Origin of the sequence: Pseudaminobacter soli (ex Zhang et al. 2022), assembly GCF_014595955.1 — a bacterium.
In the GTDB taxonomy this organism is placed as follows: Bacteria; Pseudomonadota; Alphaproteobacteria; order Rhizobiales; family Rhizobiaceae; genus Kumtagia; species Kumtagia pseudosoli.
The window spans coordinates 41,031-57,248 of the sequence record NZ_JABVCF010000005.1; the positions used below are offsets into that span (position 1 = coordinate 41,031).

Consider the following 16,218-nt stretch of genomic DNA (forward strand, 5'->3'; position numbering starts at 1 on the left):
TCGACAAGCGTTCCGAACAGGACGAGGTGACATGACGAAGACGCGCATCGCGATCGTGGGCCTCGGAATGGCGGTGACGCCGCATGCGCGCGGGCTGATCGACCTCGCCGACAAGGTCGAGGTCGTCCACGCTTTTGCCCCGAGCGAGACGCGGCGGCGCACCTTCGGCGAGAAATTTCCGTTCCCGCTCTGCGACAGCCTCGACACGATCCTGAAAGATGACAGCGTCGAGGCGGTCGCCGTGTTCACGCCGGCCAATACGCATCGCGACATCGCGGTGCGCTGCGCCGAGGCGGGCAAGCATGTGCTGATGGAGAAGCCGCTCGACATCACCACCGCGCGCGCCGAGGAACTCGTGGCCGCCTGTGGCAAGGCCGGCGTCAAGCTCGGCGTCGTGCTGCAGCACCGCTTCCGCCCGGCCGGCATGAAGCTGGCGGAAATCCTTGCCGCGGGCGAACTCGGCCGCATGGTCGGCTGCTCGACCGTGATCCGGCTCTGGCGGCCGCAGAGCTATTACGACGAGCCCGGCCGCGGCTCGTTCGCGCGCGACGGCGGCGGCGTGCTGATCTCACAGGGCATCCACACGCTCGACCTGATGCTGAGCCTGGCCGGACCGATCGCTGAGGTGACCGGCTTTGCGACGACCACGCCGGTCCACTTCATGGAGACCGAGGACATGGTCTGCGCCGCCGCCCGCTTCGCCAACGGCGCCTTCGGCACGATCGACGCGACCACCGCCGCATATCCGGGTTTCCTGGAGGAGATCGTACTGACCTGCGAGAAGGGCACGGCGGCACTGCGCGGAACCGAACTAATGGTCCAGATCCAGGACGGCCGCAGGATCGCGATCGAGCCGGACCGCTCGGCCGGCGGCACCGGCGCCGACCCGATGGCCTTCCCGCACGACTACCATCGCGCCGTCATGGTCGATTTCGTCGAGGCGATCCGAACAGGCCGCGAGCCGAAAGTTACGGGCGAGGAGGCGCTGAAGGTGCACCGCCTCATCGACGCGCTGATCGAGACAGGGCGAACGGGCCGGCCTGTCGCGGTTGCTGGAACGGCCGGGTCATGAGCCGCAAGCTGCGCTTCGCGGCGATCGGCCTCGACCACCGCCACATCTATCATCAGGTCGGCGAACTAATTGCTGCAGGCGCCGAATGCGCCGGCTATTGCCCCGAGACCAGCGATCCGCGTGTGCTCGCCGGCTTCCGGGAGCGTTTTCCGCAGCTTCAGGCCGTCGAGCGCGACCGCCTGTTCGACGACCCGTCGATCGACATCGTCGTCAGCGCCGCCATCCCGCGCGACCGCCCGGCGATCGCGATCCGCGCCATGTACGCCGGCAAGGACGTGATGGTCGACAAGCCGGGCGCAACCACGCTCGGCCAGGTCGCCGAGATCGAGCAGGTGGCGCGCGAGACAGGTCGCATTTTCTCGATCTGCTTTTCCGAGCGCTTCGTCGTGCGCGCCTGCGAGGCGGCGGCGCGGCTGGTTGCGACGGGCGAGATCGGCCGCGTCGTGCAGACGGTGGGGCTCGGCCCGCATAGGCTCAACCGCGCCATCCGTCCCGCCTGGTTCTTCGAGCGCGACGCCTATGGCGGCATTCTCGTCGATATCGCCTCGCACCAGATCGATCAGTTCCTGTTTTTCAGCGGCGCCCGCGATGCCGAGATCGTCGCCAGCGCCACCGCCAACCACGCGCTGCCGGACGTGCCCGACTTCGAGGATTTCGGCGAGATCCTGCTGCGAGCCAATGGCGCGTCGGGCTTCATCCGCGTCGACTGGTTCACGCCCGACGGGCTCGGCGCCTGGGGCGACGGCAGGCTCTTCCTGCTCGGCACCGAGGGCTACATCGAGCTGCGCAAATACATCGACGTGGCCGGTCGGGAGGGCGCCGACCATCTGTTCCTGTCGAACCGCGCCGGCACCCGCCATGTCGACGCCAGCGACGAACCGCTCACCTACTTCCGCAACTTTCTCGCCGATGTGCGTAACCGCACCTCGACGGCGATGCCGGACGGCCACGCGCTGACGGTCACTCGCCTCGCCATCGAGGCACAGGCGGCCGCGACATGCCTTTCCAGTCGAGGGCAGTCGCTCAGCGTCTGAGAGGCCCGGGAATGCAACGGAACGCGAGCGCGCTGCGGCGTTCCTTAGTGGCCGATGTAGACCTCAAGGATTGACTGCCGGAATGGTCAGATTGGCGGGTTGGGAAAACCGTTTCCCGCGATGACTGCGAGGCCTCTGCTACAGACGTCTGAATTGCGCCGATGTCGGCCATAGAGGCAAACGGCTGCGCGACGAATTCGCGATCCTGCTGCGCAGCTTCGGCATCACTTGGGTCTTCGTCACGCACGACCAGAACGAAGCACGCCTGCGTAGGATCGAGGCGCCCTGAATCATAGCCTCCGGACGTGGAGATGGGATTGGCTTTGCAGGCCGAGACGATGTTGGCAATCTAGCGGGGATTCTATCACTCGCGCCGGCAGCGCAGCGGAAAACTCCAGGGATTCCCTGCCGTTTCAGAGACTTGCCCAGGTCAACTCGCGTGCCTATCCCTGTGAGTGGACGGCCAATGGATCGCAGTCTATTGTCTTGCGGTGGGCCTTCGTCCTGAAAACCAGGCGGCCTAGTCCCGCTGGCGGCTTTGTCAGTTGAAGACGCTGGTTAGGGACGGAGAAACGCATTGAGCAGCCAGGCTGCGCTCTCGGTCTCCCTGACACTGTGCGCTTGCAGGAGAGCCGTTGACGCCTTCACCATCCCCACGCCGGATGGTCGCGCTCTGCAACTGATCGGTTTCCCTCGGAAATTTGGAGATCGAGATGGGCATCGTTCGATTTGCTTTGCGATTCCCGTACACCTTCTACGTCCTGGCGGCTCTGATCGTCTTCCTCGGTGTCTCGGCGATCATGGTGATGCCGATGGACATCTTCCCCCAGATCAACATCCCCGTGGTCTCGGTGATCTGGCAGTACACTGGTCTCAGCACGCCTGAAATGGAACAGCGTGTCTCGACCTACAGTCAGTACGCGATCAGCTCCAACGTCACCGGCATCAAGAACATCGAGGCCCAGACCCTCAACGGTGTCTCCGTCCTCAAGGTCTATTTCCAGCCGGACGTTAACCTCGACCTTGCGATCTCGCAGATCGTTGCGGGCGCGAATTCCATCCGCGCGCTCATGCCGCCCGGCATCCAGCCTCCGGTAGTCGTCCAGTACAATGCCTCGAGCGTTCCGGTGCTGCAGCTCAGCCTTAGTTCCGACCGCCTCAACGAACAGCAGCTTTACGACTACGGCATCTACAATCTGCGCCAGCAGCTGGCGCCGGTGCCGGGAGTGACGTTTCCGACTCCCGACGGCGGCAAGTACCGGCAGATCATGGTCGACATCGACCCAGCCAAGCTCCAGGCCCGCGGCCTCACCCCGGCGGACGTGGTCAATGCCGTCAATGCCCAGAACCTGACCTTGCCGTCCGGCTTCGCCAAGATCGGCGACACCCAATATACCGTGCGCACCGATGCGATGCCCGCGACGATCGCCGACCTCAACGCTATTCCAATCAAATACACGAACGGCCAGACCGTACTCCTGAAGGATGTCGGGCAGGTGCACGACGGCTGGGCGGTGCAGCAGAACATCGTGCGCGACAATGGCCGCCGATCGGTCCTGCTGAGCGTCATCAAGAACGGCAACGCCTCGACGCTGGCCGTGGTCAACGGGGTGCGCAACGCCTTGCAGATCGCGCGCGTGGCCGCACCGCCCGGTCTTCGGATCGACGAACTGTTCGATCAGTCGAAGCTCGTCACCGCTTCGATTGCGAGCGTGGTGCGCGAGGGAGCGATCGCCGCAGGACTCACCGGCCTGATGATCCTGCTGTTTCTAGGCTCATGGCGGTCGACGCTGATCGTGCTGATCTCGATCCCGCTCTCCATCCTGACATCGATCGTCGTCCTCTACTTTCTCGGCCACACGCTCAACACCATGACGCTGGGGGGAATGGCGCTCGCAGTCGGCATATTGGTCGACGATTCCACGGTGACGATCGAGAACACGCATCGGCTCAGGGGTGAGGGCATGAGCCTGCCCTCGGCGACGCTGCACGGCTCGGCGGGCATCGCGGTCCCGACCCTTGTCTCGACGCTGGCGATCAGCTGCGTGTTCACGTCGGTGGTGTTTTTGGAAGGCCCGGCGAAGTTCCTGTTCACGCCGCTGGGTCTGGCGGTCGTGTTTGCGATGCTGGCTTCCTACGTGCTGTCGCGAACTTTGACGCCCATTGTGATCGGACTGCTGCTCAGGAGCGAGCACCACGACGACGCAGACGGCTCGGGCAGTTGGTTCGAGCACTGGCACCGCGGGTTCGATCGAGGCTTCGAGCGCTTTCGCCAGGGTTACGTGCGAACGCTCACGATGCTGCTGAAGCGGCGGTTCATCGTTCCGATCATCGCTGTCCTGATCCTCGCCTTGGGCGGCGTGATGTTCACCTTGGTCGGCCGCGACTTCTTTCCCGTCATAGATGGCGGCCAGATCAAGCTGCATGTACGAGCGCCGGCGGCCACCCGCATCGAAGCCACCGAGCGCATCTTCCAGCAGGTCGAGGACAAGATCGGCGAGGTCATTCCGGCTCATGATCGCGATCTCATCGTCGACGACATCGGCGTGCCGCAACGCGTCTACAATCTTGCATTCACCGACGGCTCGACCATCAACGTCAACGACGGCGTGATCCTGGTCTCGCTGAAGGAGGGCCACGCCCCGACGTCAGAATATGTGCGCCGCTTGCGGGCGGCGCTTCCGGCCGCATTCCCGGCCGTCACATTCTATTTCCAGGCTGCGGACATGACGACCCAAATCCTCAATTTCGGGATCCCGGCCCAGATCGACGTCCGCGTTATCGGCCGCGACCGCGCCACCAACGTTCGAGTCGCTGAGGAACTGCGACGGCGCATGGCGGGCATACGCGGCCTGAGCGACGTCCATGTCCAGCAGGAGCTCTATTCCCCCGCCTTCCTGGCCAGGATCGACCGGGCGCGGGCACTGCAACTCGGTCTCAACGCGCAGACGATCGCCAGCGACCTCAACATCAGCCTTAGTTCGTCGGAGCAGGTGGCGCCGAATTTCTGGACCGATCCGGCCGCGGGCATCCCCTACTACATTGCGGTACAGACGCCGCAGCACCTGGTGAGTTCGCTCGATGATCTCCGCAATACGCCGGTGACGGCCAGCACAGCCGCCGGCACGCCGATCCCGGGGCTCTTGAGCAATGTGGCAACCCTGCAGCGCGAGAGTGTCCCGACGAACCTCAACCAGACGAACGTTCAGCCGGTCTACGACATCTATGCCAGCGCGCAGGGCAGGGACCTCGGCGCGCTGTCCAGCGATATCGGCAAAGTCGTCGCCGAACTGCAGCCGAAGCTCAAGCCCGGCAATACGATCCAGGTCCTGGGGCAGATCCAGAGCATGAATACTTCCTTCCGGAACCTGGGGATCGGCCTCCTGTTCGCGGCCGTGTTCGTCTATCTGCTCATGGTCGTCAATTATCAGAACTTCGGCGACCCGTTCGTGGTGATCCTGGCACTGCCGGCGACGTTTTGTGGCATCCTCACGATGCTGTTCGTCACCGGCACGACGTTGAGCGTTCCGTCCTTGATGGGGGCGATCATGGCGGTCGGGGTGGCCTCGGCCAACTCCATTCTGCTTGTCACGTTCGCGCGCGAGCAGCAACTGGCCGGCAGACCCGCATCCCGGGCAGCTATCGACGCGGGTTACACGCGAATCCGGCCGGTGCTGATGACAGCGGCGGCGATGATCGTCGGCATGATCCCGATGGCGATCGGCGGCCCCGGCGAGGAGCAGAATGCGGCTCTGGCGCGCGCGGTGATCGGGGGGCTGCTCTTCGCCACCCCTACGACACTGCTCATCGTGCCCTATCTGTTCGCCGTGCTGCGCAAGCGCAATGATGGCGTCACGTCATACGGCGTCTTCAAGGAACTCCCCGATGAATGACGTGCGTGCCCACCGGGACGATGTTCCCATCCGCGATCTTCAGGACGATCGACCCGCCGACCCGAATGCGGAGTTCGTGACGGCATCGCGCCCGAAGGCGCGCCGTCGCTGGGGCGGACGCCTGCTGGCGCTTGTTGCGCTCCTGCTGCTCGCGGGCGCGATCGCCTTTGGCGCATGGCGCTACTATCAGCGGGAGCAGCAGGTGACGGCAACGGCGGAGCAGCAACGCGGTCTGGTACCGAGCGTCCGCGTCGCGACGGTAGAAGCTAATCCAGGCATTGTTTCGGTCAGCTTGCCGGGAACGACAGCCGCCTTCGCAACGACAGGGATTTATGCCCGGGCGAGCGGCTATATCGCAAAGCGCAATGTCGACATCGGCGATCGCGTCAAGGCCGGAGATCTGCTTGCGGAGCTATCCGTCCCCGAGTTGGACGACCAGATCTCGCAGAACGAGGCGCTGCTCAATCAGCTCAACGCGGCTCTCGAGCAGGTCCAGGCCAACCGGGATCTCGCCCAGGTGACCTGGAATCGCGACCAGCCTTTGGTCGAAAAGGGCTGGTTGACCCAGCAGCAGGGGACGATCGACTCCCAGAACCTCAAGTCGCAGGAGGCCGCGGTCGGCGTCGCAAAGGCCAATGTCGCGGCGCAAGAGAACCAACTCAGGGTGCTCCGCCAAAATCGAGAATATGCCCGCGTGGTTGCGCCGTTCGACGGCGTTGTCACCCAGCGCAATGTCGACGTCGGCAGCTTCGTGCAGGGCAATACCACCAGCGGCACGTTCCTGTTCGAGGTCATGCAGAATGCGATCATCCGGGTCTTTGTTTTCGTGCCCCAGGATGCGGCCTTCGGCGTGGCCCCGGGCATTGACGCAAGTGTGCACGTACCCGAGCTTCCGGACCGCGACTTCTCAGGCAAGGTTACCCGGATCAGCGATGCGCTTCAGAGCGGGACGCGCACGCTGCTCACCGAGATCGATCTTCCCAACCCGGACGGAGCGCTTCCTCCGGGAGTCTACTGCGTGATCGAGCTCAAGGTGCCGCGGAAGGCACCGACATTCCTGGTGCCGGCCGAGGCCATCATCTTCAACAGCAACGGCCTGCAGGTCGCGGTCGTCAGTGATGGAAAGGCGGAGTTCCGCAAGGTGCGCGAGACCCGCGACTATGGCACGCGCGTGGAAGTGGATAGCGGGGTCAAGGCTGGCGAACAGGTGATCCTCAATCCGCCCGTGACGCTCGTCGACGGAGGCAAGGTGCAACTGCGCACCGACACGCCTGCGCAGAAAGGCTGAGTCTTGCACACGCTCAGATCCGCGACCGCGATTTCCTTACGATCCGAAGACGCACCTCAGAAGGAGCGGTGGAAGCATGGGGCGCGCACTCGGGCTAGTCTTGAGGCCGCTCGACGTGGCTCTCTGCGGACATTGGGATGACGCTGAGGCCCAGCCGAGTAAACAGGGTTGTCGTGCACGCGGGAGTCCGCCGGAAATGACATGGATCAAGCGCGGGGATGTATTCGGTGCAATAGTGTTCCCTGGCGGGGGCGTCCAGGACTGGCAGGTTTCACCTTGCTACTGGAGATCCATCATGGCAACGCATTACTCGAACCTCACACGCGCCGGCGTTATGGCGCTTGGCGTGCTCGCGGCATTTGCAGGCAGCGGAACTGCTGCACCACTGAGTGGTCCCCCCGACGGCCAAGCTTCAAATCCCCTGCTTGCGTCAGACGGGCAGGCGGTCGTCATCCAGGTACAAAATCAGCAGGGAGGTCCTTATCAGGGCGGTCCATATAGGGTCTATCGCGGTGGCGGTATCAATGGAACGTACGGCCTGAGACCACCCTCAGGCCAGGCCCGACGCCATGCAGTTGGTAGGGCAATGCCGCGCCGCCTGTGCTGGATGGGCGGACATGACGACGGCACTGGACGCGGCATGTACATGCCTTGCTGACCAAACGGCTTACTTGCTGACCCATACGCCCCGGCCTCTGCTCTGACGGGAGCGGTGTGTCGCACCAAACCCGCGCCAGAAGCCGCTTTCCTGGGTCGGCTCCCGCCGGTTCGAATATGCCCGGCCGCTGCATTGAAAACGGCCGCAGACATGGTGCGGGCAGGGTCAGGAATGCTGGCGGCAATACCGCCTGACTGAGCTTCGAAGTGCAGGAACCGCTCGAAACTTGAGCCGACGGCGCTTGAAACCGTAGCTCCGCGCGAGTTCCATCCATTCAGAATTATGCTTGCGAGAGAGGGAGATGCGCCAGGAAAGGAGTGCATAATGACCTCCATCTCCCTTTCACCCACGCGGCGCGAAGTGCTTGCCGCAGCCGCCGGTGCCGGAGCCGGAGCCGCCAGTCTGATGGTCGCCGGTACGGCATCCTCCGCAACCGCGGCAAGTTCGATCCGGCCATTCACCATAAGCTTTCCAGAAGAGGACCTCATCGATCTTCGCCGCCGCGTCGCCGCCACCCGCTGGCCCGACCGGGAAACAGTGAAGGACGCATCCCAAGGCGTACAACTCGCTACGATGCAGCAGCTTGCGAGCTATTGGCTATCGGATCACGACTGGCGCAAGGCCGAGGCGAGACTGAACGCGCTTCCGCAGTTCATGACCGAAATCGACGGCCTGCCCATCCATTTCATCCACGTCCGGTCGGGGCAGGAAAACGCTCTGCCGGTCATCGTCACGCATGGGTGGCCTGGCTCGGTTCTCGAGCAATTGAAGATCGTCGAGTCGCTGACCAATCCGACCGCTCACGGCGCCAGCGCCTCGGACGCGTTCCATCTGGTGATCCCGTCCCTGCCGGGCTACGGGTTCTCGGGCAAGCCGACCGCGACCGGCTGGGACCCTCAACACGTCGCACGCGCCTGGGCCGAGTTGATGAGACGCCTCGGCTACTCGCGCTATGTCGCGCAAGGCGGCGACTGGGGGAATGCGGTCACCGAGCAGATGGCCCTGCAGGCGCCTCCGGGACTGGTGGGCATCCACACCAACATGCCGGCGACGATCCCGGCCGATATCGCCAAGGCGCTTCAATTCGGCGAGCCGCCGCCCTCGGGCCTGTCCCCTGACGAGCGGCATGCCTGGGACCAGTTGGATTTCTTCTACAAGCACGGCCTGGGCTACGCCAGCGAGATGGCGAACCGGCCACAGACGCTCTACGCGATCACGGATTCACCCGTCGGCTTGGCCGCCTGGATGCTCGACCACGACGCGCGCAGCCAGGAGATGATCGCCCGCGTCTTCGATGGGCAGCCCGAGGGACTGTCGCGCGACGACATCCTGGACAACGTCACCCTCTACTGGCTGACGAACACGGCCCTCTCCTCGGCCCGCCTGTACTGGGAAAGCAAGCTGGCCTTCTTCGCGCCCAAGGGGGTGAAGCTCCCAACTGCCGTTAGCGTCTTCCCGGACGAGATCTACGCCGCTCCGAAAAGCTGGACGGAGCGCGCCTACCCCAACCTCATCCACTACAACAGGCTCCCCAAAGGCGGGCATTTCGCGGCCTGGGAGCAACCGCAGTTGTTCGTGGAGGAGGTCCGGACGGCCTTCCGCCCGTTGCACTGAGCGATCCGCAACTGGGGAGCTCAACCGCCGGGCTTCCGCACAGGCGCAGCACCTCGTTAGCAGAAGGGGTTTCTCGATGGACTTGAACAACGTCCTTCTCGCCGTGACGCTCGCTGCGGCGGTCAGCGCTCCGATCCCGGGCCACGCGGCCGGGACCGAGGCTCCGCAGCCGCCGCCGGCCACATGGCTACGAGTGCCGTTCCTGCACGGGCTGTTCGGCGGCCCGGCTGACAGCCAGTCAGAACTGACTTCCCTCGATCGTGCCAACGCGTGGATCAACTCGCCGCCCCTGACCGCATCCGATCTGCGCGGCAAGGTCGTGCTGGTCGATTTCTGGACTCTGACCTGCGTCAACTGGCGCCGAACGCTCCCTTACGTCCGGGCGTGGGCTGACAAGTATAGGGACAAGGGGCTGGTGGTCATCGGCGTGCATTCGCCGGAATTCGAGTTCGAGAAGAACGTCGACAATGTCCGCACCGCCGTGAAGGAGATGGGGATTGATTATCCGGTCGCCGTCGACAGCGACCAGCTCGTATGGAACGGCTTCGACAACGAAGCCTGGCCGGCGCTCTACTTCATCGATGCCGAAGGCCGTCTGCGGCATAGCTACCTCGGCGAGGGCGCGTACGAGCAATCCGAGATGGTCATCCAGGCTTTGCTGAAGGAGGCCGGGGCCGATGGCTTCGACCGGGCTCCGGTGATGGTGGATCCGGAGGGGCCGGAAGTAGCCGCCGACTGGCGCGACCTGATGTCCCCGGAAAGCTATGTAGGCTACGCGAAAGCCGAGAATTTCGCCTCGGCCGGCGGAACGATCACGGACAAGCCGGCCATCTACGACCTGCCTTCACACCTGCGGCTGAACGGCTGGGGCCTGTCGGGTGACTGGACGGTGAGGAAGGACGCCGGCCGGCTGAACAAGCCAGACGGGACGATCGCCTACCGCTTCCACGCCCGCGATCTCAATCTGGTCATGGGCCCGGCAGCGTCAGGAGCCCCCGTGCGATACCGCGTGCTGATCGACGGGAAGCCGCCAGGTCCGGCGCACGGAACGGACGTCGACGAACGCGGCGTCGGCTCTGCAGGCGAGCAGCGCCTTTATCAGTTGGTCCGTCAGCCGTTGCCCATCGGCGACCGCGACTTCGAGATCGAGTTTCTCGACCCTGGCGTGGAGGTATTCGCCTTCACTTTTGGCTGAGTCACGAGTCCGCAGAGGTTGGGAGGACAGCAAAATGGACACGTCGCAGACTGCCTAAGTGATCGACCGCCGCCGGCGCCGCTTCTTCGGTGATGCTGCAGCGACAATCGCGGCCGTACAGCTTGCGAGAATAGCATCCGCCAATGCCCAAGCGGCCCCTGGACAGCCGACGCAGCCGGCTACGGCCGGTTCCGGTGCGTCATTTGGGCCGCTGAAGCAGGTGAACGCCGGCGTGCTCAATGTCGGTTATGCCGAGGCAGGCCCCGTCGATGGCCCAGCCGCTCGATGTATTCAAGGAGACACCACCTGCGCCATTGCGGCAAACGCGGCCACGGCACCCAGGCTCCGAGCTTCCGGCCGGGCGACGAGATATTCTCCTGCCGTAGTCCGGACATCGGAGATGGGGACGGCACGCAGTCGCGGATCGCGTCCCAATTCCTGATCGAGCACGATCCCGATGCCGATCCTTGCCGCCACGGCCTCCTTGACGGCCTCCCGGCTGCCGAGAACCAGATGCGGTGGTACTTCGATTGCATGGCTCGCCAGAGCCGTCTCGAACAGTTGACGTGTCATCGAACCGGCCTCGCGTGTCACGAGGTGCTGGCCGAGAAGCTCGTGAGCGTTGATGTGACTGCGGTCCCACCATGGGTGTCCGTCGTGCACGAGGATTTGCACCTGCTGGCAGACAAGCAGATCGCAGGCGAAATCCGGGTGTGGCGTCGGCATGGTCACGATGGCGACGTCGACACGATTTTGCGCGACGAGGTCCAGCAGGCTGCTGGAGTTTTCCAGCCGCACGTCGAGCCGCACACCCGGATGGGCCGCGGTAAACCGCTCCAGGATGGGCATGGCCACGTAGGGCGCACATAGCCCGATCGCCAGGTGGCCGACAGTCAAGCTGCGCGCCCCGTCCACCCGCGCCGCAATGTCGTCCAGCATGAGGATGACCTGCCTGACCTGCGGTAGCAGGTCGAGCGCATCGGGCGTCAGTTCCACCCCGCCGGCCGTGCGAACGAAAAGCCTGGTCCCGACCGCGTCCTCCAGCGATTTCACGTGCTGAGTGATGGCCGGCTGGCTCACCCCCAGCGCCTGCGCGGCGGCAGAGAAGGTCCGATGGCTGGCGACGGCATGGAAGGCGCGGAGTTGGGCGAGGTTCATGGCGATGTTCCGCAACGGCATAAGTTCACGTTCATACGGGCGTCACACGCTTTAGCGAAACTTATAGCATCGAAGTTCCCGCAGGCTCGGAGTTTTTCATGTCTACCCATTCGATCGTTAACATGGGGCGGCTCGCCGTCCTGGCTGCCACCGCGGTCACATTGGCGAGCGGCACCTCCCTTGCCGGGGAGGTCGTCCTCTACAACGCCTCCGACAGCGTCAACAGCGCGCTGGTCGCCGCCTTCAAGGAGAAGCACCCGGACATCGAAGTGAAGTTCGTCTCCGGTTCAACCGGTCCAACCGCCGAGCGCGCCATTGCGGAGAAGGGCAAGCCGCAGGCGGACGTGGTCTATCTCGTCAACAACTTCGCGCTCGAACAACTCAAGCAGGCCGGCGTGTTCGAGCCCTACGAGCCCAAGGACTCCAAGATCGCCCCCGAGTTCCGCGATCCCGACGTCTTCTACAACAAGTATTTCGCCACCACCATGTGCATGGTCGTCAACAAGGACCGATTGGCGGAGAAGCAATTGCCCATGCCCGCCACATGGGAAGACCTGATCAAGCCGGTGTACAGTAAGGAGGTCGCTCTGCCGTCGCCCCTCAAGTCCGGGACGGGCGGGGCAATTCTGTCGACCTTCGTCGATGCATTCGGCTGGCCGTTCGTCGAGAACCTGAACGAGAACGTCTATCAATATTCGGATGGCGGCTCGGGCGGCGCGGCCATGGCGGGCGCGGGCGAAGTGTCGATCGGCCTGACCTTCGACACCACCTGTTTCGAGACCAAATCCTCCGGCAAGCCCGTTGAGATCGTCTACGGCCGCATCACGCCCAACGTGACGGAAGGCGGCGGCCTGGTCGCGGGCGGCCCCAACCCGGCTGAAGCCAAGATCTTCCTCGACTTCATGGCCAGCGAGGATGCGGCCGCGGTTCTGGGCAAGGTCGTTGGCGCTACGGCCGCGCCCGGCTACGGCCTTGTCGATCTCAAGGAGATCACCCTGTGGCAGATGCGCCGGCCGGTCGACATGTCGGACTTCAAGCGCGAGTTCGCCATCCGCATCCTGAAGCAGTGATGGCGGACGCTGCTTTTCGACTTGCACCGTCGCAGCCGGCTCCTGTCGAGAGCCGGCCGCATCTGGCGGTTCGCAATGTCGTCAAGGCCTATGGCAAGGGTCGTGCGGTCGATGACGTGACGCTTGAACTCGCAAAGGGCGAATTCGTCACCCTGCTCGGCGATTCCGGGTGCGGCAAGACCACGCTGCTCAGGATCATCGCCGGCTTCGCCCAGCCTGACGGCGGGCGCGTCATGCGGCGGAACAGGACGTTACCGACATGCCGCCGGCGCGCCGCCGCATGGGCTTCGTATTCCAGTCCTACGCGCTGTTCCCGACGAAGACGGTCGCCGACAACATCGGCTTCGCGCTCACTATAGGCTCACGGGACCGGAAGGAACGCGGGCGGCGGGTGGCCGAGCTTGCGCAACTCGCCGAGATCGACGGGTTGCTCGACCGATATCCGCATGAACTCTCGGGCGGCCAGCAACAGCGCGTGGCGCTGGCGCGTGCATTGGCTTGCGATCCGGAAGTTCTTTTGCTCGACGAGCCGATGTCGGCACTGGATGCGCGCATCCGCGTAAAGCTCCGCAATGAGCTGCGCGCAATCGTCGACAGACTCGGCATCACCACGCTGTACGTGACGCACGACCAGGAGGAAGCCCTGGCGATGTCGGACCGGGTGGCTGTGATGCGCAACGGGCGCATCGAACAGATCGGGACCCCGGCGGAAATTTACCATGGTCCGCGATCCTGGTTCGTAGCCCAGTTCATAGGGAGCTCCAATCTCGTCGAAGGGCGCGTGGTTGCAGGCGGGATTGGACGCGTCGGGTGAGTTCTGGCCGCCGGTCCTGAAGCCCCACTTGGCGCCTGGTGAGACCATAACCATCCTCTACCGGCCCGAGCACATCGGGGTTGCGCAGGGGGTCGGCGGCCTTGCCGGCCGCATTGAGACGACCACCTTTCTCGGTCCTGTCGTCCGCCTGACCATAAAGCTCGCGTCCGGGCGCATCGTGATCGTGGACCGGCCCTCGCACGAGGCCGGTCACCTCTGGGCGCGGGGCATGACGGTCTCGCTCAAGCCCGACGCGCAGCGCGCCGTGATCATCGCCGGCGAGAACCTGCCGTGATGCGCTTGATTCGCCAGTTGCCGCGCGCGGTCATAACCGGCGTCGTTGCGCTGCTTCTGGCGATTTTCATCGCCGTTCCGATCGGCATGGTTCTCCTGGAGAGCTTCGTCATTTCCGGGCCGATGCCGCCAGCGCGCCTCAAGGCGGTCACGACGGAAGCCCTCGCAGCGTTGCCCTCGAGCGAGAGGGACAGCACGGTTCAACGATGGGTCGATAGTGCGACCGAGGCCGAGCGCGTCGAGGCGACGGCCGCTGCGTTCGATCTCGCCGAGGTCACGATCGCATGGGACCGAGGCGCCGCCTATTCCGAGCAGGCCAAGGCGATGGAGGCCGCTATGGCGGGCCTTCCGGCTGAGCTACGGGCCGCCATCGAGGACAACTACGCAATCGCGCATGTGATGCTTCACAAGCGGACCGCGCTGGCGTTCAAGGTCAAGGATCAGCTTGGCCAGCAAGCCTTCGACACCTTGCGCAACGGTACGGACGACCGTTGGGACCTCGACCACTACCTCAAGCCGTTTCAGGATTCGTACCTGCGAAACGCCGCCGTAAACAGCCTGGTGCTCGCGGGTTTTTCGGTGATCTTCACCGTGCCGCTGGCCTTCGCTCTCGCCTACGGCATCAATTGCGGGGGAATCCCGTGGCCGTCCGCAATGCGGGTAGCGTTCCTGATGCCGCTGGTCGCACCGCCGGTCCTGATCGCCACCGCGACGATCATGCTGTTCGGCCGGCGCGGGATGGTGACGCACACCTTGCTCGATCAGGGCCTCGGGCTCATCAACGCTGACGAAACCAATCTCTACGGCTTCTTCGGTGTCGCTCTCGCGCAGGTCCTGTCCTTCGTCCCGGCGACGCTGATCATTTTCGACAACGTCATGCGCAGGCAGGACGGCCGCATCGATGAGGCCGCCGCCGGCCTTGGCGCCAATCATTTTCTGACCTTCCGCCATGTGACGCTGCCGCTGGCCCTGCCGGCCTTCAAGCGCGCCGTCGTGCTCGTCTTCATCATGAGCCTGACGGATTTCGGCAATCCGCTGATCCTCGGCCGGGACACACCAGTGCTTGCCGGTGTTGTCTACGACGAGATCACGGCCTATCGGAACACGCCGCTGGCGGCCGCCTTGTGCGTCTGGCTCATCATTCCCTCCTTCCTCCTCTACCTCGGGCTTGAGATGTTTGGCCGCCGCAAGGGCTATTCCAGCACCAGCGCCAGCAGTCGCTCCGAGCTTTCCATGCCGCGGTCCTGGCGCATCGCGCTGACCTCGATCGCCGGAACGGTCGTCGCCCTGATCTTCGCGATCTACGGCACAATGGCGCTCGGCGCGATCACCCGCGTCTGGGGCGTCGACTGGAGCCTGACCCTCGGCTACTTCACCAACGCCGGCGTCAATGTCGGGCTCGCCGGCACTGGCTACGGCAGTTCGGAGCGCGGGCTGGACGTCGTCTGGGACAGCGTGCGTCTCGCGGCCATCGCCGGGCCGCTTGGCGGGCTGTTCGCCATAGTAATCGCCTATGTCGTGGAGCGCCTGCGGCCGCCGGGCGCCAATCTCATCGTCTTTCTGGCGCTGGTGCCTGCGATCCTGCCCGGCATCATCTTCGGCATCGGCTATATCGTCGCCTTCAACCTCCCGTTGGGCATCGGCAGCCTTTCACTCACCGGTACGTCAGCCATTCTCGTGCTCAACATCCTGTTCGCCAATGTCTTCGTCGGCGTGCTCGCTGCGCGCGCGGCATTGCAGCGCCTGGACCGATCCGTCGATGAGGCGGCCGAAAGCCTGGGCGCCGGGCTGGTGACGCGTTTCGTGCGCGTCACGTTGCCAATGCTGCTGCCGGCTCTGCTGCTCGGAATGCTTTACGTCTTCATCGACGCACTAACCACCTTGTCGTCGGTGATCTTCCTGGTCTCGGGCAACCACAAGCTGGCGTCGGTCGCCATCTTCAACCACGCCAACTCGGGCGAATATGGCTACGCCGCCGCCAAGAGCCTCGTGCTGCTGGCTTTCGCGATCGCGGCCATGGGCCTCGCCTGGCTGATCGAAAAGCGCAAAGGCCTCGTCAGCCGCCGCCTTTCCCTGCGGCGCTGGTCGCCGCTTCCTCGCTTTTCCATGAACCATCGGTGAGCAAGAC

Annotated in this window: 10 protein-coding genes and 1 pseudogene; 10 read left to right on the forward strand and 1 reads right to left on the reverse strand. The window is 64.3% G+C overall.

Features of this window, described 5'->3' with window-relative positions; all coding sequences use genetic code 11:
• Positions 1-31: 31 nt before the first annotated feature.
• From HUI96_RS10690 to HUI96_RS10715, 6 genes are all read left to right on the forward strand, one after another.
• Positions 32-1,072 (forward strand): Gfo/Idh/MocA family protein, encoded by a 1,041-nt coding sequence (locus HUI96_RS10690; protein ID WP_188254645.1) that lies wholly within the window; start codon positions 32-34, stop codon positions 1,070-1,072.
• Positions 1,069-2,106: a Gfo/Idh/MocA family protein gene (locus tag HUI96_RS10695; protein WP_188254646.1), complete on the forward strand. Its 1,038-nt coding sequence runs from the start codon at positions 1,069-1,071 to the stop codon at positions 2,104-2,106. The genes HUI96_RS10690 and HUI96_RS10695 overlap by 4 nt, the downstream gene beginning before the upstream one ends.
• Before the next feature lie 713 nt (positions 2,107-2,819).
• Positions 2,820-5,999: an efflux RND transporter permease subunit gene (locus tag HUI96_RS10700; RefSeq protein ID WP_188254647.1), complete on the forward strand. Its 3,180-nt coding sequence runs from the start codon at positions 2,820-2,822 to the stop codon at positions 5,997-5,999.
• A complete protein-coding gene (locus tag HUI96_RS10705) occupies positions 5,992-7,287 on the forward strand; it encodes an efflux RND transporter periplasmic adaptor subunit (RefSeq protein ID WP_188254648.1) in 1,296 nt (431 codons plus the stop codon). Before HUI96_RS10700 ends, HUI96_RS10705 begins: the two co-directional genes overlap by 8 nt.
• A 982-nt stretch (positions 7,288-8,269) precedes the next feature.
• Positions 8,270-9,559, forward strand: a complete 1,290-nt coding sequence (locus HUI96_RS10710) for an epoxide hydrolase family protein (RefSeq protein ID WP_188254649.1) — start codon at positions 8,270-8,272, stop codon at positions 9,557-9,559.
• 76 nt (positions 9,560-9,635) lie between these two features.
• Positions 9,636-10,754: a redoxin domain-containing protein gene (locus HUI96_RS10715; protein WP_188254650.1), complete on the forward strand. Its 1,119-nt coding sequence runs from the start codon at positions 9,636-9,638 to the stop codon at positions 10,752-10,754.
• A gap of 291 nt (positions 10,755-11,045) precedes the next feature.
• Here HUI96_RS10715 and HUI96_RS10720 read toward each other — a convergent pair whose 3' ends face one another.
• Complete coding sequence (locus tag HUI96_RS10720) at positions 11,046-11,912, reverse strand: LysR substrate-binding domain-containing protein (RefSeq protein WP_188254651.1); 867 nt, start codon at positions 11,910-11,912, stop codon at positions 11,046-11,048.
• Positions 11,913-12,010: 98 nt separating this feature from the next.
• Here HUI96_RS10720 and HUI96_RS10725 point away from each other — a divergent pair, with 98 nt between their 5' ends.
• The 4 genes and pseudogenes from HUI96_RS10725 to HUI96_RS10735 all read left to right on the forward strand — a co-directional run bounded on the left by HUI96_RS10725 (position 12,011) and on the right by HUI96_RS10735 (position 16,211).
• Positions 12,011-12,982, forward strand: a complete 972-nt coding sequence (locus tag HUI96_RS10725; RefSeq protein WP_237684074.1) for an extracellular solute-binding protein — start codon at positions 12,011-12,013, stop codon at positions 12,980-12,982.
• Positions 12,982-13,796, forward strand: a pseudogene (locus HUI96_RS10730) (ABC transporter ATP-binding protein). Before HUI96_RS10725 ends, HUI96_RS10730 begins: the two are co-directional and overlap by 1 nt.
• Complete coding sequence (locus HUI96_RS29360; protein ID WP_237684075.1) at positions 13,780-14,091, forward strand: TOBE domain-containing protein; 312 nt, start codon at positions 13,780-13,782, stop codon at positions 14,089-14,091. The pseudogene HUI96_RS10730 and the gene HUI96_RS29360 overlap by 17 nt, the downstream one beginning before the upstream one ends.
• On the forward strand, positions 14,091-16,211 hold the full coding sequence (locus tag HUI96_RS10735; RefSeq protein WP_188254923.1) for an ABC transporter permease: 2,121 nt from the start codon (positions 14,091-14,093) through the stop codon (positions 16,209-16,211). Before HUI96_RS29360 ends, HUI96_RS10735 begins: the two co-directional genes overlap by 1 nt.
• The last annotated feature ends 7 nt before the right edge of the window (positions 16,212-16,218 follow it).